The following is a 19,765-nucleotide window of genomic DNA, read 5'->3' on the forward strand; positions in this document are numbered from 1 at the left end:
TGTCCGTGTCTCCATCAACCCACGGCGTGCCGGGTTACGCCTCCCAGACCGCGGCGCCCGTACGGTCGTCGGCGTACCCCCTGGTCCTGAGCTGGGTGTCCGCCAGGTAGGCGGGCAGCCCCGGCGGGCCGCCGGCCCAGCGCCGGGCGAGCTCTGCGGCGAGCTCCGGCTCACCGCGCATCGGTTCGGCCAGGCCACTTCCGCAGAGCAGCAGCGTGTCCCCCGGCCGGGCGACGGAGGCACGGAAGCGGAAGGGCTCCGCGGGCGGGGGCGGAGCGCTCCCGGCGTACGGGGCGTGCGCAGTGGTGATCTGCAGGTCCATCGTCAGGCGGTCCCCGTCCGGGCTCTGCTCGCCCGCGACGCCGCCGGCCGGGGGGAGCACGGGGTCGAGGTCCTGCCAGACCCCGTCACGGAGGCGGAAGAGTCCGCCCGGCCCGACGCCGAAGAAGACGCGGGTGCGGCACTCCGGGTCGGCTGACAGCAGCAGACAGCGCAGCCCGGTGCTGTACGCGGACGCTTCGAGGCCGAGCTCCGCTGCGCGGGCACGCAGCCTGCCGCAGGTGCGGTCGGTGAGACGGTGCAGCCCGGACCTGAGGTCACCTCTGCGGCCCTCCCGTATGTCGTCGGAGAGCCGGGCGTGGCTGCGGGCGACGGCTCCGCCGATCCAGCGACAGGCGTCGACGGCGGCGAGGCGTGCCTGTCCCGCGTCCCGGGCTCCGCCGGCCACCGCGACCAGGACCAGGGCGCTGTCCCCGGTGCCGAAGCGTGCGGTGAGCAGGGCGTCCCGCCGCGGCTCACCGCGGAAGCGCGCGGAGTCCCCGCGCACGGACGCGGCCCGCAGGGTGTACGTCCCGTACCGGGCGCCGTCGAGGACGGTGTCGGGGACGAGGCCGTCGATGTCGTCGGGGCCGGATTCCGGCAGGGCGGCGGGATCGGCGTCGTAGGTGGGGGGCCGGTCCCCGATGTGACCGACGACCGGGCGCGCGGGCGGCTCGGGTGTGACCGCCGTGGCCGGTGGCTCCGGGGGTGGAGGCGTGGCGGGCGGCGCCGCGAAGGTCTGCGGACGGGAGGGCCCGGCAGGGGGCTCCCAGGGGGCGCGGCCGGCCGGCACGGTACGCGGGAGCGGCGGTTTCATGGCCCGGTCCGCTTCCGGGGAGCGCGGATCGGGCAGCGGCACCACGGCGACCGGAGGGTCCGACCGGCCGGCGTCCGGACCGGTCACGGCGTCCGACACCGAGTCGAAGCGGTCGTCGAGACTGTCGGCCGCACTGCCCGGCCCGGTGTCCGGCGCGGTCTCGTCGTACAGCCTGCGCCACCAGTGGTCCTCTTGGGCGGCGGGCTTCTCCCCCTGCTGGCTCATGAACATAGTGTCGACCGCTCGGGGCGTACGAAACGGGTCATCCGCAAAGTGGCCCGGATTCGGCACCGCGGGGTGACCCGCCGGACGTCCCCACCCCCCACGGGAAGGTCGTCCGGCGGGCCGGTCCGTGTGATCGGCCCGCCGCCCGAAGGGCGGTCGTTACCGCGGTGGCGACAGATTGTCAGAGAGACGGGTGCTACGGGGCATGATGAGCCCGGCGGGTTTGCGCCGTGGCCGTTTTCCGCCACTGCGCATTTCCGTCCGACGGGCGCGGGAACGCGCGAGCACGATCCGGGGAGGGCCGAGCATGCTGTCAGCGATAGGTCTCGACGAGAGACAGGAAGCGGCCTACCGGGCACTGCTCGCGGTGGGTGCCGCGGAGCTGACCGGACTCGCGCGTCGGCTGGCCCTGCCGGAGGCGGACACCGAACGGGCTCTGCGCCTGCTGGAACAGCAGGGGCTCGTGGCCCAGTCGTCGTCGCGGGCGGACCGCTGGGTCGCCGCGCCTCCCGGGGTCGCGCTGGGCGCCCTGCTGACCCAGCAGCGCCATGAGCTGGAACAGGCGGAGCTGGCCTCGGCCCTGCTCGCCGAGGAGTACCGGGCCCAGGCGGCCGAACCCGCGGTGCACGACCTGGTGGAGGTGGTGACGGGCGCGAGCGCGGTCGCCCACCGGTTCCATCAGCTCCAGTTGGGGGCCTCGTCCGAGGTCTGCGCGCTGGTGACGGGCAAGCCGATCGCGGTCACGGGGATGGAGAACGAGTCCGAGGAAAGAGCGGCGATGCGGGGGGTGTCCTATCGCGTGGTGGTCGAGCGCGACGTGCTCTCGCTGCCGTCCGGGATCGTGGAGCTGTCGGCGGCGCTGAGCCGCGACGAACAGTGCCGGGTGGTCGACCGGGTACCGACGAAGCTGGTGGTGGCCGACGGCACGCTGGCCATGGTGCCGCTGACCGGCCGGGGAGCCGAGCCTGCCGCCCTGGTGATCCACGCCAGCGGGCTGCTGGAGTCCCTGATGGGCCTTTTCGAGGCGGTGTGGCGGGACGCGATGCCGCTGCGGCTCGGCGGGAGCGGCATCTGCGAGGAGAGCGGTCCGGGTGCGGATCCGACCGATCTGGAGATCCTCTCGCTGTTGCTCGCCGGTCTGACCGACGCGAGCGTGGCGAAGCAGCTGGACCTGGGGCTGCGGACCGTGCAGCGGCGGGTGAAGGGGCTCATGGAGCTCACCGGGGTCACCACCCGTCTACAGCTCGGCTGGCACGCGTACGAACGTGGCTGGGTGGCCCGCGCGCCACGCTGACCTTCCGCTCCCTGTCCTCCGGCCTGCGGCTCCGCCCGCTCGGGGGGCCCGTGCTGACGGGCGGGACCCGGCGTACTCCTGCACGCTGGTCGAATGAGTGTGTGGCAGCTCGTTGCCGTGGGGGCGGTGATGCTGCTCGGCCTGGTCGGCGTGCTGGTGCCGGGTGTGCCGGGGCAGGCGATCGTCTGGGCCGCGGTGCTGTGGTGGGCGCTGACGGACCCGACCCCGGTCGCCTGGGGTGTACTGATCGGCGCGACGTGCCTGCTGCTGCTGAACCAGGCGCTGAAGGCTGTGCTGCCCTCGCGGCGCCCCCGGGAGTCGGGAGCGCCGCGCAAGACGCTCATGGCCGGCGGGATCGCGGCCATCGTCGGCTTCTTCGTGGTGCCGGTGGTGGGCGGGGTCCTGGGATACGTGGGCGCGGTGTACGGCGCGGAACGCCTGCGTCTCGGCAGCCGCGCGGCGGGCTGGACCTCTCTCAGGTCGGTGATGCGGGCGACGGGGTACTCGGTGCTCGTGGAGCTCTTCTGCTGCCTTCTGGCGGTCGGGGCGTGGCTGGGCGCGGTCATCTGGGGCTGAGGACCAGGGTCCCGGGCGGCTGCCGCCGTCCGGGACCTCCCGGCCGTACCCGTCAGCGCGTCCTGCCCCGCTTCATCTCCATGGCGGCCCGGCCCTCCGCTCCCCTCCGCTTCCACTCGCGCCGGGTCTCGGTGCGCAGCCGGGCGTCCGTCTTCGCCGCGATGCGGTGGTTCTCGCGGAGCAGCTTGCGGTAGCTGTCGAGACGCCGCTCGGACAGCGCCCCGTCCTCGATCGCGCCGAGCACGGCACAGCCGGGCTCGGACTCGTGGGCGCAGTCGTGGAAGCGGCACTGTCGCGCCAGGGCTTCGATCTCCGAGAAGACCTGGCCGACTCCGGCCTCCGCGTCCCAGAGACCCACCCCCCGCAGCCCGGGGGTGTCGATGAGGACACCGCCCCCCGGCATCACGAGGAGGTTGCGCGTCGTGGTGGTGTGCCGCCCCTTGCCGTCCACCTCGCGCGCTTCCTGGACGTGCATCACGTCCTCGCCGAGCAGAGCGTTGGCGAGGGTCGACTTGCCGGCGCCGGAGGTCCCGAGCAGCACGCTCGTACCACCGCCGACGATCGCGCCGAACACGTCGACGCCCTCGCCCGTGGCGGAGCTGACCGGGAGCACCTGCACCCCGGGCGCGCTGCGCTCGATGTCCTCGACGAGGTGGGACAGGACGGCCACGTCCGGGACCAGGTCGGACTTGGTCAGCAGCACGACCGGGTGCGCCTCGTGACCCGCGGACCGGGCGCCGTCGCCGAGCAGGGCGGCGCCGGCGGTGCTGGACATGGCCAGCGCCAGGAACCGTTCCAGCCGCCCCAGGTCCAGCTCGACCGCGAGAGAGACGCAGATGACGATGTGATCGATGTTGGTGGCGAGCACCTGCCCCTCGGAGCGCTGCGACGACGTCGAGCGTACGAAGGCGGTGCGACGGGGCAGGAGCGTACGGACGAACTGCGGGTCGCCGCCGGGGTCGACGGCCACCCAGTCGCCCGTACAGACGATCCGCATCGGGTCACGGGGCACCACGAACGCCGTGTCCGCCCTGACGACGCCGTCCGCGGTGACGACGTCGCACCGACCGCGGTCCACCCGCACCACGCGCCCCGGCAGGAGTCCCTGCTCGGCGTACGGGGCGAAGGTGGCGGCCCACGCGTCGTCCCAGCCGTACAGGGCCAGCGGGTGCGACGGAGCCGAAGCCTGGGAAATGGAGAAAGACAAGGGAAACCCTTCACAAGGGCGGCCCCGGCACCGCGCGTTCAGGCGCGGAGGGAAAGGATGAAGGTCAGCCGGCAGCCGCAGGGGTGGGAACGATGCGCTTCGGGTCGTGGGCAGTGCCCACCGCAACGACAGTCATCAATGTCCTCACCTCCTGGTTCCTCGAACTGCGCACACCCTAGTCCGGCGGCTCCCCGGACCGTCAACAGGTTTTCCGGGAAACGGCGCCCGCACGGCGGATTGGGGCGACTTGGAAGAGATATACCCGAACAGGTGATACGCGTACACAAGGACCGGTCTCGGGCCGTTAGTGTGCCGGACATGACCTCACCCAAAGCCGCCACCGCCCCTTATTCACCGGCCCAGTTGGGCACACAGATCCTGATCGGCTGGAGCGGGTCGAACCCCGGAACAGGACGTGAGACCGCCTTCCTGCTCACCTATTCGCTCGGCGACGGCCCGGACGGGCCGGAGGTCGGCGCGAGCGCCATGCACACGGCGCTGCAGCGCAGCGGACTGCGGGTGGGAGGCGAGACGCTGGACGCCTCGGACCTGCCGAACCTTCCCGTCAAGCTGCTCGTCCAGGCCGGACAGGCCGTCCTGACGATGCCTCACTTCAAGGCGCAGTACACCGTGCCGCGCGAGTGGCTGGACGTGGCGCTGTCGGAGGGCAAGGTGCACGGGATGTTCGCCACCCGCCCGTGGCCGGTGGCCGTCCCCGGACAGCCGGTCTCCGAGGAGCTGCTGAGGTCCTTCGTTGGCGACCCCGAGATCATCAGGACCTCCGCCCACTGCCTCATGCCGGTGCGCAGCCTGGGCTGATCCGGCCCGCGCTCCCCTTCCGCACGGCGATGCCCACCACCCCCGTGGAGTGGTGGGCATCGCCGTGCGAGGGGACGAGGGACCTCGGACCTCACAGCGGAGTGCGGGCGGTCCAGGGCGATACGCCCCGGGCCGCCCGCACTCAGTGGTGTCAGTTGTTGCCGACGCCGTTGCCCGAAAGCACCGGGATGTCACTCAGGATGTGCGAGAGCGGCTCGTCACCCTTGGCCTGGGTGGAGTTGTCCGCACACTGCTGGTTCTGCGGGTTGGACAGGACATTGACGTCCTGGACCGCGATCGGAACGAGACCGATCAGCGAACCGACGTTGGCCTTCACCGGCAGAGCGATGCAGGGCTTGTTCAGCGAGCCCTGCACGAGGCTGAGCTGCGGGCTCTGGTCGCCCTTGGTGGAGCTGTTGCCGTACTCGGACTCGGCACCGTTGCCGTTGACGGTCGTGGTGCCGTGGTCGTCACCGATCGCCATCGCCGAGGGAGCCGCGGCGGCGGACAGACCGAGGAGGGACACAGCCACAGCGGCGCCGGCCATAATCTTCTTCATTGCGCTTCACCTTTCGGAGCGTCCCGTTGTGGAACGTACTGAGTAACCTCAAGCGGAGGTTTTAGTTCCGCTACACCACTCGAACGAGTCTGATCCGGTTCCGGGACCACGGGGCCGTTACCCGCCGCTCGCCTCCGCGCGGGCGGCGGGGACGAAGACGACTTCCCGGCCTCGCCCTGAACCGGGGGCAGCCGGCGGGCCGGACGACGCGCCCGTCCGGCCCGGCCCGGCGTCGCGCCGTTCCGCGTCCCGCCATTCGGCGAGCAGCCGGTCGTAGATGGGCGTGGAACTCTCCGGCAACCGGTCGCGGCCGGACGCGTGATGACTGTCGTACGGGTCCATGAGGCGCACCTACCCGGACGCCCGCGGGGCGTCGGCCGCGACTGGGGCAACCGGCCCAATTCCCGCACTATCGGGCTACCCGACGGGCAGACCGGCGGAAGGTCCGGACGCGTCGGACAGACGCGTGGGGCCGCCCCGTCCGGGCGGCCGACCAACGGTCGGTGGCGTCTCGGACGGAGCGGCCCCACGCGTCTTCACGAACTACGACTAGGCGTGCAACGGTGCACCCTGGCCGGGAGGGGCACAGGGGGTGCCGGAGTCGCGTGGTGTCAGTTGTTGCCCGCGCCGTTGCCGGAGAGCAGCGGGATGTCGTTGAGGATGTGCGACAGCGCCTCGTCACCCTTGGCCTGGGTGGAGTTCTCGGTGCACTGCTGGTTCTGCGGGGAGGACAGAACGTTGATGTCCTGGATGGAGACCGGGACGAGCCCGAGGAGCGAGCCCACGTTGGCCTTCGCCGGCAGGGCGATGCAGGGCTTGTTGAAGGAGCCCTGGATCAGGCCGATCTGCGGGCTCATGTCGCCGTGGGTGCTGCTGTTGCCGTAGTACTGGTCGGAGCCGTTGCCGTTGACCGACGTCGTGCCGGTGTCGTTGCCGATCGCCATGGCCGAGGGGGCCGCGGCGGCGGAAACACCTGCGACGGAGGCGGCGACTGCCGCGGACGCCAGAATCTTCTTCATCATGAACGTGCCCTTCTGGAATTTCTCTGTTGCCCGCCTGTCCGGAGCGAACTGAACAACTCCGTCCGGGCGGTTTGGGTTGCGCCACTTCACTCGAACGATTCCCCGGGCCGGTGATCAGCGCCCCGCACCCGGACTCCGCACGGCGAATCGACGCGACACGAGAGGGTGGCGCCGCGGTTCAGCCGCCGAGCGGCAGCCCACCGATCAGCGGGCCGGCCCCCTCGGCGACGCCGGTGACCGTCTTCGCCGACCTGCTGACCGTGCCGTCCTCCCGGACCTGGCCCGCGGTTTCCCCGACCGCGTCCACCAACGGGTTCACCACCTGGTCAGGGACCGTCGGCACCGTGGAGGTCAGTTCGTTCACGCCCCCGGTGAGACTGATCCGGGGGGCTGTCGGGGTGGTCGCGGCCACAGCGGGAGCGGCCGCCCCGAGAGCGGCCACGGAACCTGCGACGAGGGCTACGGTCTTCGCGTACTTCACTTTCCCAAATCCCTTCTCCGGCGGCATCCGCCGCCTTTGCCATGGACAACGGTCAAGCGGCGCACGGGGAAACTGGGAGCGACAGGATTTCCCGTGCACGGCAAAGAAGGCCCTGGAGCGCCACTTGGGCTCCAGGGCCTTCTCATGACGAGCTGTCGGCTCGATCGGCAGGGGTCAGCGGTTGACGCAGAAGTTGCCGAACGCCGGGTTGAGCGCACCGATGATGCTCACGGTGTTACCGCAGATGTTGATCGGGATGTGGATCGGGGCCTGCACGACGTTGCCGGACAGGAACCCCGGGGAGTGGGCGGAAACGGCACCGGCGCCGGAGTCGGCCATGGCCGGGGAAGCGGCACCCAGCGCCAGCAGGGTTCCGGCGGCGACGGCGGCAACCTTGGTGTACTTCACGTTCGTCCCTTTCTGCAGCGGAGTCCTGGACGGACACGTCTTTCGTGCCGCACGGGCGGTTGTCTGAATGCGCCCGTGACTCCGGAGTTGTCATCCGTAGCGATTCATGGGCGGCATCGGAACACCTTGACAGCCGTTTTCCGGAAAACCGCCCGAATGCTGCAGGTCCGGGCCGCACGATGGAGGAGTATCGGCGGCCCGGACCGGACGGTGGGGCTCGGTCAGCGGTTGCCCGCACCGTTGCCGGAGAGAACCGGAATGTCCGAAAGGATGTGCGAGAGCGGCTCGTCACCCTTGGCCTGGGTGGAGTTGTCCGCGCACTGCTGGTTCTGCGGGTTGGACAGGACGTTGACGTCCTGGACCGCGATCTTGGCCAGATGCGCGAGGGAAGCCAGGTTGGCCTTGACCGGCAGGGCGATGCAGGGCTTGTTCAGTGAGCCCTGCACGAGGCTGAGCTGCGGGCTCTGGTCGCCCTTGGTGGAGCTGTTGCCGTACGCGGCCTCGGCACCGTTGCCGTTGATCGACGTCGTACCCGTGTCGTCGCCGATCGCCATGGCGCTGGACGCCGAGAGGCCGAGGATGGAGGCGGCGACGGCGCCCGTAGCCAGAACCTTCTTGATCACGATGAATCCTTCTCATACCGAGTGTCGTACCGAGTGCCCCGCAGCGGAGCGCCCTGATCAACTCGGCACCGGCCGTTTGGTTTCCCCCGTTCACCCGAATGCTCGCAACCGACTCGCGGCGAACACCCGTACGTGACCCTTTCGGGTGGTTACACAATTTCCACCGATCTCCAAGTTTCCCCCGCAACCCTCGCGTCGTTAGGAAGTCGTCCGCGTCGATGGAATGACCGCCATCAGGGTCACCGCCCACGCGAATTTCCCGGAGAAGGGCATGTAATGCGACAGGTTCTGAACAAAAGCATGATCGTCATGGCGGCGGCGTCGGGCATCCTGACCGCCGCCGGCGGTTACGCGCACGCCGACTCCTCGGCCGACGGGGTCGCCGCCAATTCGCCCGGTGTCGGCTCGGGCAACGCAGTGCAGGTCCCGGTGCACGTCCCGGTCAACCTCTGCGGCAACACCGTGAACGTGATCGCCCTGCTGAACCCGGCCTTCGGCAACGCCTGCGCCAACGTCAGCTCGAACGACAGGCACGGCGACGACGACGCGTACGGCGACGAGCGCGGCGAAGGCCGGGGCCACAAGGGCTCCGGCGCGAGCGCCGACGGCAAGGCGGTCGGTTCCCCGGGCGTTCTCTCCGGCAACCTGGTGCAGGCTCCGGTGCACGTCCCGGTGAACGCCTGCGGCAACAGCGTCGATGTCGTCGGCGCACTGAACCCCGCGTTCGGCAACTCCTGCGCCAACGAGGACGGTTACGACCACGGCAACCCGCCGGTGAAGCCTCCCACCGAGGAGCCGCCGACGGTCACCCCGCCGACCGAGGAGCCCCCCACCGAGGAGCCGCCGACCGTCACCCCGCCGACCTCCAAGCCGCCCGTCGAGGAGCCGCCGGCCGGTAACCCCGGCCCGAACACGCCTGACACGCAGCTGGCCCAGACCGGTGCCGCCGACATCGGCCTGGCCGCCGGTGCGAGCGCGGGGCTGCTGCTGGGGGGCGCGGTGCTGATGCGCCGCACCCGCGGTTCGCGCAACTAGTTCCGCACAGTACGCAAGGGCCGCCGCGCAGCGCAGATGCTGCGGGGCGGCCCTTCCGCGTGGGCGGGGCAGGTGCGGGAAAGCGTGTCAGGCGCGGGACAGGCCCGCCCGGTCCAGGTGCGCGGCGATCGCGCTCGTCTCCGCCGCGTCCAGCCTGCGCATCGGCGGGCTCATCACGTTGGTCGCGATGACTCCGCGCAGCATCAGGGCAGTCTTGAAGGCGCCCAGCCCCGCCGCCGTCGCCGATGCGGTACCCGGTGCGGCGGCTCCGACGATGTCGAACAGCCCGACGAGACGGTCCTGTTCGGCCGTCGCGGCGGCCCAGTCCCCCCGTAGGGCGGCCTCGTGGAGCCGCACGTAGCCGTGCGGGTCCACGTTGCCGAGGCCGGGCACCGACCCGTCCGCCCCGCTCAGCATCATCGCGTCGACCACCAGTTCGTGACCGGTCAGGACCGAGAAGCCCGGGAGCGCCCGCGCGCCGATGGCCAGTCGGCGGAAGGCTCCGTCGTCCCCGCTGGAGTCCTTCACACCGGCGAGCACCCCGTCGGCGGCCAGTGCGAGCAGCATCTCCGGGTCGAGCTTGCTGTGGACGCACACCGGCACGTCGTACGCGAGGAGCGGAACGTCCACGGCTGCCGCGATGTCCCGGAAGTGGCGGTCGATCTCCGTGGGATGGGTGCGGGTGTAGAAGGGGGCGGTGGCGACGACCGCGTCGGCGCCGAGACCGGCCGCGGCGCGAGCCCGCTCGATCGCCCGGTTGGTGGTGGTCTCGATGGCGCCGACGAGGACCGGCACCCGGCCCGCCGCGGCCGAGGTGATCACCTTGATGACCTCGTCCTGCTCGGCCGGCGTCAGGTAGGCGGTCTCGCCGGAGCTGCCGAGGGCGAAGAGTCCGCTGACGCCCCCGTCGAGGAGGTGGCCGACGACCCGTTCCAGGGAGGCCGTGTCCAGTTCGCCGTCCGCGGTGAGGGGGGTGACTACGGGCGGGATGACTCCGGAGTAGGTGGTGGAGGTGGTCATGCGGTGCTCCTTGCGGGCTGTACGGGGATCGGGCCCCCGGCCGGCGACGGTGTTGCGGGTTGGGGGTGGACGCAGTGCCAGCGGTGTCCGCCGGGTCCGGAGGTATCCGCCGGGAAGGCCGTGGCGCACGCCTCACCGGCCTTCCAGCAGCGGGTGGTGAAGGGGCAGCCGGGCGGCGGGTTGGTGGCGGAGGGTACCGGGCCGGTGAGCACGACCCGGTCCGTCGCCTCAAGCAGGCTGGGCGTGGCGGAGAGCAGCGCCTTGGTGTAGGGGTGCCTGGGGGCCTGTGCGACGTCGGCGGCCCGGCCCTCCTCGACGATGCGGCCGAGGTAGAGGACGGCGATGCGGTCGGCCAGGTAGCGCACGGTCTGGATGTCGTGCGAGATGAACACCATGCCGAGGCCCAGGCGTTCACGCAGGTCGACGAGGAGGTTGAGGACCTGGGCGCGTACGGAGACGTCGAGTGCTGAGGTGGGCTCGTCTGCGACGATCAGTTCCGGTTCGAGTGCCAGGGCTCGGGCGATCGCGACCCGCTGCCGCTGGCCGCCGGAGAGCTGTCCGGGCAGGGCTGCGAGGGTGTGGCCGGGCAGACCGACCAGGCCGAGCAGTTCCTCGACGCGGGCCTCGCGGGACTCCCGGGTGCCGCGCCGGTGCACGTCCAGGGGGTCACGGAGGATCTGGCGGACCGTGAGGCGCGGGTTCAGGGCGGTGGAGGGGTCCTGGAAGACGACGCCCACAGCCGATCCGAAGTCGTTGCGCCGCTGGGCGCCCGGCATCGCCCAGAGGTCCCTGCCGTGGAAGAGGACCTCTCCCTCCGTGGGTTTCTGCAGACCGGTCAGCACGCGCGCGAGCGTGGACTTGCCGCAGCCGGACTCGCCGACCAGTCCCACGATCTCGCCGCGTCGGACCTCGAGTGTCGCGTCGGTGAGTGCGTGGACGGCGTCGCGGCTGAAGAGTCCTCCGCTGCGTGCCTTGTGGCGTACGTGGACACCGTCGAGCCTGATCACAGGGCGCTCCCTTCCAGCTGTTGTGCCAAGGTTCCGGCCGGGTGGTGGCAGGCGAAGCCGTGGTCCTTCGTGGTGCCGCGGTCCGTGAGCGCCGGTGCCGTGCCTCGGCAGACTTCGCTCGCGAAGGCGCAGCGTCCCGCGAAGCGGCATCCCTCGCCGAAGCCCTGGGGTGCGGGGACGACTCCGCGGATCTGGTGCAGCCGGTCGGCGCCCGCCTCCAGCGAGACGACGGAGCCGAGGAGGCCCCGGCTGTAGTGGTGGACCGGGTCGGTGAGGACCGAGCGGGTGTCGCCGACCTCCGCGAGGCGGCCCGCGTACATCACGGCGACCCGGTGCGAGAGGTCACCGACGAGGGCGAGGTCATGGGAGACCAGCACCATGGCGAAGCCGAGTTCGTCGCGGAGCCTGATGAGGAGCTCGACGATCTGGGCCTGGACGGTGACGTCGAGGGCGGTGGTCGGTTCGTCCGCGATCAGGAGGCGGGGGCTGCGGGACAGGGCCATGGCGATGAGGACGCGCTGGCGCTGGCCGCCGGAGAGCTCGTGCGGGTAGCTCCTCAGGGTGCGTTCCGGTGCGAGGCCGACGAGTTCGAGTAGTTCGGCCGGCGTCTTCGTGCCGCCGCGCGAGGTGAGCTGCCGCAGCTGGGTGCCGACGAGTACGGACGGGTTGAGGGAGGAGAGCGCGTCCTGGTAGACCATCGCGATCTCTGGCCCCATCAGAGCGCGGCGTTCCTTCGGCGGGAGCTTCAGCAGGTCCTGGCCGCGGTAGAGGATCTCGCCGCTGACCTCGGCGTTGCGGGCGAGGAGCCCCATGACCGCGAGGCTGGTGATCGACTTGCCGCACCCGGACTCGCCGACCAGACCGAGGGTCTCTCCCTCGTGGACGGTGAAGTTCAGACGGTCGACGACGGGGATGTCGCCGTAGCGGTCCGGGAACCGGATGGCCAGGTCGCGTACGACGAGGAGTTCGTCGGCGTCCTCGGGTACCGGGGTGACGACGGTGCCGGTGGCGTGGATGTGCCGGGCGAGCTCGGCGAGGGCGGCGTCGATGTCGACGGTGGAGGCGGCCTCGACCGGGTCCGGTGCCGTGGTGGTGGCGGAACCCTTGACGGCGCTACGGCCCTTCGGCGCGGCGGAGGCGTCGGTGAGGCCCTCGGAGAGGATGTTGAGCGCGAGGACGGTGATCAGCAGGGCGAGGCCGGGGAAGAAGGTGGCCCACCAGCCGCCGGCGAGGAGGATCTGCCGCCCGTAGGCGAGGACGCTGCCCCAGCTGGGGTCGGGGTCCTGCACTCCGGCGCCGATGAAGGAGAGGCTGGCCTCGAAGATGATGGCCTCGGCGACCATGACGGTCGCGAACACCATGACCGGGGCCATGCAGTTGACGGCGACGTGGCGGAGCACGATGTAGCCGCGGCGGGCCCCGATGACCTTCTCGGCGGCGACGTAGTCCTCCCCGTACTGGGCGAGGACGTTGGCGCGTACGACGCGGGCGAGCGAGGGCGTGTAGACGAAGGCGATGGTGAAGATGATCACCGGGACGCTGGTGCCGAACACGGCGACGAGGACGGCGGCGAGCGCGATCGGCGGGAAGGACATGACGATGTCGAGGGTGCGCATGACGGATTCGTCGCCGAGCCTGCGCGTGGTGGCGGCGAGGGATCCGAGGACCGAGCCGGCGACCAGGGCGGCGGCGGTCGCGCCGAGACCGATGACCAGCGAGTAGCGCGAGCCGTGCACCACGCGGGCGAAGACGTCGCGTCCCGCGCGGTCGGTGCCGAACCAGTGGTCGCCGCTCGGGGCCTGGACGGGGGTGCCGGTGGTCAGCGGGTCCTGGGTGAGCAGGGGGGCGAGTACGGCGCCGAGTACGACGACGACGAGTACACCGAGGGCGATGCGGGAGGTGACCGGGAGGGCGCGGAAGGCGATGCCCGGTCGGGAGAGGGTGGTGGCCGAACGGCCCGTGGCGAACATGTCACACCGTCCTGATGCGCGGGTTGACCAGCAGGTAGAGCAGGTCGACGATGACGTTGACCACCAGGAAGGTGATGGCGATGGTCAGTACGGTGCCCTGGACCAGGGCGACGTCGCCGCCGGTGACACCTTCGAGGATGAGTTTGCCCATGCCGGGCAGGTCGAAGATCGCTTCGATGACGACGGCTCCGCTGAGCAGGTAGCCGACCTTGACCCCGAGCACGGTGAGCGGGGTGACGAGCGCGTTGCGCAGTACCGAGCGGACCACCAGGAGGACCGGGAGGCCGTTGCCCTGTGCGGTGCGGACGTAGTCGCGGTCGAGCTCGGCGACCATGGAGGTGCGGACGAGCCGGGCCAGCGAGGCCGCGACGGGCACCGCGAGCGAGACGGCCGGCAGGACCATGGTGGTGAGCCAGCCGCCGAGGGAGTCGGCGGGGTTGGTGTATCCGCCGGTCGGGAAGATCCGGGTGTTCAGGGCGAACTGCTGGATGAGCAGGACGCCGAGCCAGAACGACGGGACGGCGACCCCGGCCATGGACAGGATCCGGAACAGCTGGTCGGGCCAGCGGTCGCGGTACATCGCGCCGAGGACTCCGCCGACGACGGCGAGGGCGACGGCGAGGAGCAGGCCGAGGAAGGTGAGCTGGAGGGTGAGCGGGAAGGCCGCGGTGATCCGGTCGATCACGGGCTGGCTCGGCGGGACGGTCATCCCCAGGTCGAAGTGGAGCAACTGGCCGAGGAAGTCGAAGTAGCGTACGGGCAGCGGGTCGTCGAGCCCGTTGGCCTCGGCGAAGGCCGCGCGGGCCTCTGGGGTGGCGCTCTCCCCGAGCGCGTTGAAGGCCGGGTCGACCGGCGAGAACTGCAGCACCACGAAGACCAGCAGCGCGATGCCGAGGATCATCACCGGCATCATCGCGACGCGGCGCAGCGCGAGCCGGAGAAAAGCAACCATCGTCGGGTTCCTTGCGATTGGGCGGACGGCTGGTCCGGGCCGCCGGAGGGCGGCCCGGACCGGGCGTGGTCGTCAGGCGCGGCTGACGTCCACGAAGGACAGGCCCGTGGTGGGCAGCGGCTCGAAGCCGGGCAGCGCCTTCTCGTTCCAGGCGGTGGGCAGCTTGCGGTGGAGGATCGGGTAGAGCGCCGCCTCCTCCGCCACGATGTCGGTGATCTGCCCCCACAGCTGCTTGCGCGTGGCCTCGTCGGCGGCCTGGGCGGCCTTGTCGAGGAGCTGCTTGACCTGCTTGTACTCGGCGGTCCCTGACCAGCCGTAGCGCTTCTCCGGCCAGAAGCCGTAGTAGAACCAGCGCATCAGGAGGTCCACGTCGTTACCGAACACCGAGGGGTCGCCGGGGGCGACCATGACCTCGAAGTCCCCCGCGTCGACCTTGGCCCACTGGGCCGGGGACTGGGCGATGTTCAGGGTGGCCTCGATGCCGGCGGCCGCCCAGCTCTCCTTGAGCAGCGGGGCGATGTCCTTGACCCATCCGGTGTCGGTGGTCAGGACGGTGAACTTGAGCTTGTCCACGCCGGCTTCGGTGAGCAGCTCCTTCGCCTTGGCCACGTCGTAGGTGTAGACGGTGGCGGCCTTGTGGTGGTCGGGGTGGGTCGAGGGGACGTACCCGGTCGCGGCCGCCGCGTTGCCGACCATCGCGGTGGAGATGATCTTCTCGGTGTCCAGCGCGTAGTGCAGTGCCTGGCGGACCCGCTTGTCGGCGAACCTCTTGTCGGTGGTGTCGAACATGAGGAAGAGGAGCCCGAAGGACTGCACGGACTCGGTCCTCGTCGTGGCGGAGAGCCTTTTGACGTCGATGTACGGGACGTCCTCGATGGCCTGGACGCGGCCCGACTCCATGGCGCTGACGCGGGCCGACTGGTCCGACATCAGGCGCCAGATCATCTTCTTGGCCTTGGCCGGGTGGGGGCCGTTGTACTTGTCGTACTCCGCGAAGACGATCTTGTCCTCGCGCGTGGCCTCGACGAACCTGTAGGGCCCCGAGCCGACGGGCTTCGCGTCGAATCCCTTGACGTCGGCCTCGACGATCTTCTTCGGCACGATGCGCGCGACGGCGATGCGGGAGGGGAAGAGCGCGAAGGCGTACTTGAGCTTGAACTCGACCGTCCTGGTGTCGACGGCGGTGATCGTGTCGATGAAGGGCACGAACTGCGCCATCAACGACGAGTTCTTCGGGTCCAGGATGCGTTCGAAGCTGAAGACGACGTCCTCGGCGGTGACCGGTGAGCCGTCGTGGAAGGTCGCGCCCTCCCGGAGGGTGGCCCGGTAGGTGGTGGCGTTGATCTTCTTCGGCATCTCGGTGGCGAGGGTGGGACGCGCCACGAGCGTCGCCGGGTCGAGATCGACCAGGCCTTCGAAGATGTGCATGTTGGCCGCGTACGGCGTGGCACCGGAGGTGATCATCGGGTCGAAGCCGGTCGACAACGGGTACGACAGACCGGCCTCGATGGTGCCGTTGCCGTCACCCTTGCCTGCCGCGCCGTCCGCGGTCGAGGAGGGCCCGCCGCACGCGGAAAGACCTGCCGTGATGGCTGCGGCCGCGCCGATGGCACTGGTGTAACGCAGGAAGGTGCGGCGCTCGACGCCGGCTGGCCTCAGCTCGGGCACGGGTCCTCCAAGGGACGTTGGGGTCTCGGAACAGGTGGAAAGCGACCGTTTTCGACGGCTGTCGGGATGCCGGGAACCGATCGAGCATCAGACGTCAGATGTCTGATGCCTTGATAGCGTGGGAACGTAGCTTGACAATCGAGAGGGGTCAAGAGGTGGGGAGTTCACATATGTCCGGCACGCGACCCGGTCGCACCCTGTTGCGGCAGGAAGTGGTCGAGGGCATCAAGCGCTACATCCTCGACGAGCGGCTGCGCCCCGGGGACCCGCTCCCGACGGAGCCGGCGCTGTGCGAGGCGCTCGGAGCCAGCCGTTCCAGTGTTCGGGAGGCCGTCAAGATCCTCGCCGCCCTCGACATCGTCGAGGTGCGGCACGGCCACGGGACGTACGTCGGCCGGCTGAGCCTGTCCGCCCTGGTGGAGAGCCTCACCTTCCGCGGCCTGCTCTCCCCCGACGACGACTTCCAGGTGATGGCCGACCTCGTCGACGTGCGTGAGCTGTTCGAACGCGGCATGGCCGACAGGATCATCTACTCGCTCAGCACCGAGCAGCTCGACGGCCTGGAGGACCTGGTGGCGACCATGCGCGCCACCGGTTCGGGCGAGGGGCACGGCTTCGTCGCCGCGGACCGCGCGTTCCACGCGCTGCTCGTGGCCCCCTTGGGCAACGACCTGATCGGCCAGCTCTCGATGGCCTTCTGGGACGTCTACACGATCGTCGCACCCCACCTGGACGGGTTCACGCACGCCGACGAGACGGCGACGATCGCCGCCCACCAGAACATCGTGGACGCCGCCCGGGCGGGCGACGTCACCGCGTTCCTGAAGGCGCTCGACGAGCACTACGCGCCCGTCAGGCGGCGGATCGCCGAGGCCAGGTCGCGCGGGGAGGGCCAGACCTGACCGCGCGCGTCCCGCCTCCCGCCCCGCCGCCGGGGCGTCCGGGGCGGGAGATGCCACCCCCGGCACACCCTTGACGTCCGGCCACAGCGCTCCCTAGGGTCCAGTTTGCCAGCAGGACATCTGACGTCTGCTGTCCAGCCGCTTCCCTTACGCCAGGAGGGCACAGCCATGCCGTCGGCCGATCTCCCGCTCGACGAATGCCGCGCCTACCGGCCCGTGCTCCCGCTGCCCGGCGGCTTCGACGCCTTCTGGTCCGGCACTCTGGGCGAGGCCCCTCTCGGCGACGCCGCGGGCAAGCCCCGGTACAGGGAGGTCGACTGCGGGCTGCCTCGCATCCGTACGTACGACGTGAGCGTTCCGGGGTACGGCGGTCGCCCGGTGCGCGGCTGGCTGCACATGCCCGTCGGCGCCACCGAACCGCTGGGCTGTGTCGTCGAGTTCCTCGGGTACGGGCGCGGCAGGGGTCTCGCGCACGAGGAGCTGATGTGGGTCTGCGCCGGATACGCGCACCTGGTGATGGACACCCGGGGACAGGGGTGGTCGGCGGCGGGCGGCGTCACCGCGGACACCGATCCGGGAGCGGCCGGGGCGGTGCCGGGGTTCCTCACCCGGGGTGTCGAGAGCCCCGAGACGTACTACTACCGGCGGGTGTTCACCGACGCGGTCCGGTGCGTGGAGGCGATGCGTGAGCATCCCGAGGTCGATCCGGCCCGCGTGGTGGTGACCGGGGTGAGCCAGGGCGGCGGCATCGCGCTGGCCGTGTCCGGGCTGGTGGAGGGGCTGGCCGGGGTGATGCCGGACGTGCCGTTCCTGTGCAACATCGCCCGGGGCGCACGGATCTCCGGAGCGCCGCCGTACACCGAGATCGCCGCCTACCTCCGGCTCTACCGCGACCGCGCCGAGACGGTTTTCCGCACCCTGTCGTACTTCGACGCGGCACACCACGCCACCCGGGCGACCGCGCCCGCCCTGTTCTCCATCGCGATGATGGACGAGATCTGCCCGCCCTCCACCTGTTTCACCGCCTACAACCACTACGCGGGCCCAAAAGATCTGCGTGTCTACGAGTTCAACGGGCACGAGGGCGGCACCGCGTACCACCGGGCGGAGCAACTGGCCTGGGTGCACGCCCTGTTCGCCGACCTCCCGGCCGGGCGTACCGCCCCCTCCTGACCCCGGAAGCTCTGTTCGCGGACGTCTCCGCGCCTGGGCACCCGCAGCCGGGTGCGCGCCCCGCCCGCCCCCCCCCCCTGACGCGCCGGCCGATCGCGCCGAGCGCTCCGCTCCATCTCCGTACCTCTCCCCCTCACGAGAAGAGAGACCGTTCATGCAGCGCAGAGTCACCTTCGCCATGCTGTCGGCCGCCGTCCTGGTGGCCACCGCGGCCGGTACCGTCCACGGCGCCCCCACCGTCGCGGCCGGGGCCGGGGAACTCACCTCCCAGGACATCGCGACCCAGGGGGCCGGATCCCCCTACTACCGCATCCCCGCGCTGACCACCTCCGTCAAGGGCACCCTCCTGGCCGCCTACGACTCCCGCCCCACGCTCGGCGACCTGCCCGGCAACCTGGGGGTCGTGCTGCGGCGCAGCACCGACGGCGGGGCGACCTGGCAGGCGCAGCAGGTGGTCCGCAAGGAGGCCGCGCCGAAGGGCTTCGGTGACCCGAGCCTGCTGGTGGACCGCACCACGGGCCGGATCTTCGTCTTCTACGCCGCCTCCGTGAACCAGGGCTTCCTCGGTTCGGCCACGGGCAACGACGAGACCGACCCGAACGTCCTCCAGGCCGACTACAGCTACTCGGACGACGACGGGGTGACTTGGACGCACCGCCGCATCACCCGGCAGATCAAGAACCCGGCCTGGGGCGGCATGTTCGCGGCCTCCGGCGAGGGCATCCAGGTGCGCAACGGCACGTACAAGGGGAGACTGATCCAGCAGTACGCGATCCGGAACAGCGGCGCCAACTACGCGGTCAGCGCGTACAGCGACGACCACGGCGACACGTGGCGCATGGGCAACCCGGTGGGCCCGGGCGGCGACGAGAACAAGACGGTCGAGCTGAGCGACGGACGGATCATGCTCAACAACCGCTCCGCGCCCTACCGGACGATCGCCTACTCCACCGACGGCGGGGTCAACTACACGCCGTTCACCCAGGACACCGACCTGCCGGACCCGGCGAACAACGGCTCGGTCATCCGCTACGCCCCGGACGTCGCCGCCCCCGACCCCAAGTCCTCGTGGCTGCTGTTCAGCAACACGGAGAGCACCTCCTCCCGGAGCAACCTCACGGTGAAGATGTCCTGCGACAACGGGAGGACCTGGCCGATCCGGAAGGTCGTCGATCCCGGGAGCGCCGCGTACTCGACGCTGACGCGGCTGCCGGACGGCCGGCTGGGTCTGCTCCACGAGCGGGACGACTACAGGAACATCACCTACTCCTCCTTCGACCTCCAGTGGCTCGGCGGCACCTGCGCGGACATCACCCTCACCCCGCCGGCCACGATGAAGGCGGGTGCCGGCGCGGAGGTCACGGTCCGGGTCGTCAACCGGATGGACGTGAAGCGCTCGGCGGGCACGCTCGGTCTGACCGTGCCCTCGGGCTGGACGACCTCGCAGGTGGCGTTCCCGGCGCTCCGGCCGGGTGAGGGCGCGAACGTCAAGGTCCCGGTCACGATCCCGGCCGGAGCCTCCGGCGACCACAAGCTCACCGCGACCTACCGGGCCGACGGCAAGCAGGCAGCCGGCAGCCGGACGGTGACCGTGACCCCGTAACGCCCCGCCACGAGGGAGGTGTTGCTCCCCTCGTCGCACGCATTCGGCTGCGACGATGGGGGCCGGCACCTCCCGGGACGACGGAC

The 19,765-nt window shown here is 70.8% G+C and carries 20 protein-coding genes; 7 read left to right on the plus strand and 13 right to left on the minus strand.

Translation table 11 applies throughout. The annotated features are described in order from the left end of the window. Nucleotides 1-34 precede the first annotated feature (34 nt). On the minus strand, nt 35-1,360 hold the full coding sequence (locus JOC24_RS22205) for a protein phosphatase 2C domain-containing protein (RefSeq protein WP_205022115.1): 1,326 nt from the start codon (nt 1,358-1,360) through the stop codon (nt 35-37). A gap of 307 nt (nt 1,361-1,667) precedes the next feature. Between JOC24_RS22205 and JOC24_RS22210 the strand changes: the two genes are divergently transcribed. Both JOC24_RS22210 and JOC24_RS22215 read left to right on the plus strand, forming a co-directional pair. Beyond that, on the plus strand, nt 1,668-2,654 hold the full coding sequence (locus JOC24_RS22210; RefSeq protein ID WP_205022116.1) for a helix-turn-helix transcriptional regulator: 987 nt from the start codon (nt 1,668-1,670) through the stop codon (nt 2,652-2,654). A gap of 93 nt (nt 2,655-2,747) precedes the next feature. Continuing rightward, nucleotides 2,748-3,230 (plus strand): DUF456 domain-containing protein, encoded by a 483-nt coding sequence (locus JOC24_RS22215; protein WP_205022117.1) that lies wholly within the window; start codon nt 2,748-2,750, stop codon nt 3,228-3,230. Nucleotides 3,231-3,282: 52 nt separating this feature from the next. Here the strand turns inward: JOC24_RS22215 and rsgA are convergent, their stop codons facing one another. Further along, nucleotides 3,283-4,437 (minus strand): ribosome small subunit-dependent GTPase A, encoded by a 1,155-nt coding sequence (rsgA, locus tag JOC24_RS22220; protein ID WP_205022118.1) that lies wholly within the window; start codon nt 4,435-4,437, stop codon nt 3,283-3,285. Between the two features lie 318 nt (nt 4,438-4,755). Here rsgA and JOC24_RS22225 point away from each other — a divergent pair, with 318 nt between their 5' ends. Further along, entirely contained in the window at nt 4,756-5,256 is a 501-nt protein-coding gene (locus JOC24_RS22225; protein WP_205022119.1) for a DUF5949 family protein, read from the plus strand. 151 nt (nt 5,257-5,407) lie between these two features. Here the strand turns inward: JOC24_RS22225 and JOC24_RS22230 are convergent, their stop codons facing one another. The 6 genes from JOC24_RS22230 to JOC24_RS22255 all read right to left on the minus strand — a co-directional run bounded on the left by JOC24_RS22230 (nt 5,408) and on the right by JOC24_RS22255 (nt 8,349). Beyond that, nucleotides 5,408-5,815: a rodlin gene (locus JOC24_RS22230; protein ID WP_205022120.1), complete on the minus strand. Its 408-nt coding sequence runs from the start codon at nt 5,813-5,815 to the stop codon at nt 5,408-5,410. Between the two features lie 117 nt (nt 5,816-5,932). Continuing rightward, on the minus strand, nt 5,933-6,157 hold the full coding sequence (locus JOC24_RS22235; protein ID WP_205022121.1) for a hypothetical protein: 225 nt from the start codon (nt 6,155-6,157) through the stop codon (nt 5,933-5,935). A 269-nt stretch (nt 6,158-6,426) separates the two neighbouring features. Next, entirely contained in the window at nt 6,427-6,837 is a 411-nt protein-coding gene (locus tag JOC24_RS22240) for a rodlin (RefSeq protein ID WP_205022122.1), read from the minus strand. A 178-nt stretch (nt 6,838-7,015) separates the two neighbouring features. After that, nucleotides 7,016-7,318 carry a hypothetical protein gene (locus JOC24_RS22245; protein WP_205022123.1) on the minus strand — a complete coding sequence of 101 codons (303 nt, stop codon included), beginning with the start codon at nt 7,316-7,318 and terminating at the stop codon, nt 7,016-7,018. 174 nt (nt 7,319-7,492) lie between these two features. Continuing rightward, entirely contained in the window at nt 7,493-7,726 is a 234-nt protein-coding gene (locus tag JOC24_RS22250) for a chaplin (protein WP_205022124.1), read from the minus strand. 221 nt (nt 7,727-7,947) lie between these two features. Beyond that, nucleotides 7,948-8,349, minus strand: coding sequence for a rodlin (locus tag JOC24_RS22255; RefSeq protein WP_205022125.1), 402 nt, complete (start codon nt 8,347-8,349; stop codon nt 7,948-7,950). Between the two features lie 276 nt (nt 8,350-8,625). Here JOC24_RS22255 and JOC24_RS22260 point away from each other — a divergent pair, with 276 nt between their 5' ends. After that, nucleotides 8,626-9,384: a chaplin gene (locus tag JOC24_RS22260; protein ID WP_205022126.1), complete on the plus strand. Its 759-nt coding sequence runs from the start codon at nt 8,626-8,628 to the stop codon at nt 9,382-9,384. An 87-nt stretch (nt 9,385-9,471) separates the two neighbouring features. Here JOC24_RS22260 and JOC24_RS22265 read toward each other — a convergent pair whose 3' ends face one another. The 5 genes from JOC24_RS22265 to JOC24_RS22285 all read right to left on the minus strand — a co-directional run bounded on the left by JOC24_RS22265 (nt 9,472) and on the right by JOC24_RS22285 (nt 16,001). After that, nucleotides 9,472-10,404, minus strand: coding sequence for a dihydrodipicolinate synthase family protein (locus JOC24_RS22265; RefSeq protein ID WP_205022127.1), 933 nt, complete (start codon nt 10,402-10,404; stop codon nt 9,472-9,474). Next, nucleotides 10,401-11,411 (minus strand): oligopeptide/dipeptide ABC transporter ATP-binding protein, encoded by a 1,011-nt coding sequence (locus JOC24_RS22270; protein WP_205022128.1) that lies wholly within the window; start codon nt 11,409-11,411, stop codon nt 10,401-10,403. Before JOC24_RS22270 ends, JOC24_RS22265 begins: the two co-directional genes overlap by 4 nt. Further along, nucleotides 11,408-13,381, minus strand: a complete 1,974-nt coding sequence (locus tag JOC24_RS22275; protein ID WP_205022129.1) for a dipeptide/oligopeptide/nickel ABC transporter permease/ATP-binding protein — start codon at nt 13,379-13,381, stop codon at nt 11,408-11,410. The genes JOC24_RS22270 and JOC24_RS22275 overlap by 4 nt, the downstream gene beginning before the upstream one ends. 1 nt (nt 13,382) lies before the next feature. Beyond that, entirely contained in the window at nt 13,383-14,333 is a 951-nt protein-coding gene (locus tag JOC24_RS22280) for an ABC transporter permease (RefSeq protein ID WP_205022130.1), read from the minus strand. Between the two features lie 72 nt (nt 14,334-14,405). After that, nucleotides 14,406-16,001 (minus strand): ABC transporter substrate-binding protein, encoded by a 1,596-nt coding sequence (locus tag JOC24_RS22285; RefSeq protein WP_205022131.1) that lies wholly within the window; start codon nt 15,999-16,001, stop codon nt 14,406-14,408. Between the two features lie 170 nt (nt 16,002-16,171). On the opposite strand from JOC24_RS22285, the gene JOC24_RS22290 reads away from it, so the two are divergent. The 3 genes from JOC24_RS22290 (at nt 16,172) to JOC24_RS22300 (ending at nt 19,679) form a co-directional block, all read left to right on the plus strand. Then, nucleotides 16,172-16,903: a FadR/GntR family transcriptional regulator gene (locus JOC24_RS22290; protein ID WP_205022132.1), complete on the plus strand. Its 732-nt coding sequence runs from the start codon at nt 16,172-16,174 to the stop codon at nt 16,901-16,903. 168 nt (nt 16,904-17,071) lie between these two features. After that, entirely contained in the window at nt 17,072-18,076 is a 1,005-nt protein-coding gene (locus tag JOC24_RS22295) for an acetylxylan esterase (RefSeq protein ID WP_205022133.1), read from the plus strand. A 154-nt stretch (nt 18,077-18,230) separates the two neighbouring features. Continuing rightward, complete coding sequence (locus JOC24_RS22300; protein ID WP_205022134.1) at nt 18,231-19,679, plus strand: exo-alpha-sialidase; 1,449 nt, start codon at nt 18,231-18,233, stop codon at nt 19,677-19,679. The last annotated feature ends 86 nt before the right edge of the window (nt 19,680-19,765 follow it).

Source organism: Streptomyces sp. HB132, assembly GCF_016909575.1.
Lineage (GTDB): Bacteria > Actinomycetota > Actinomycetes > Streptomycetales > Streptomycetaceae > Streptomyces.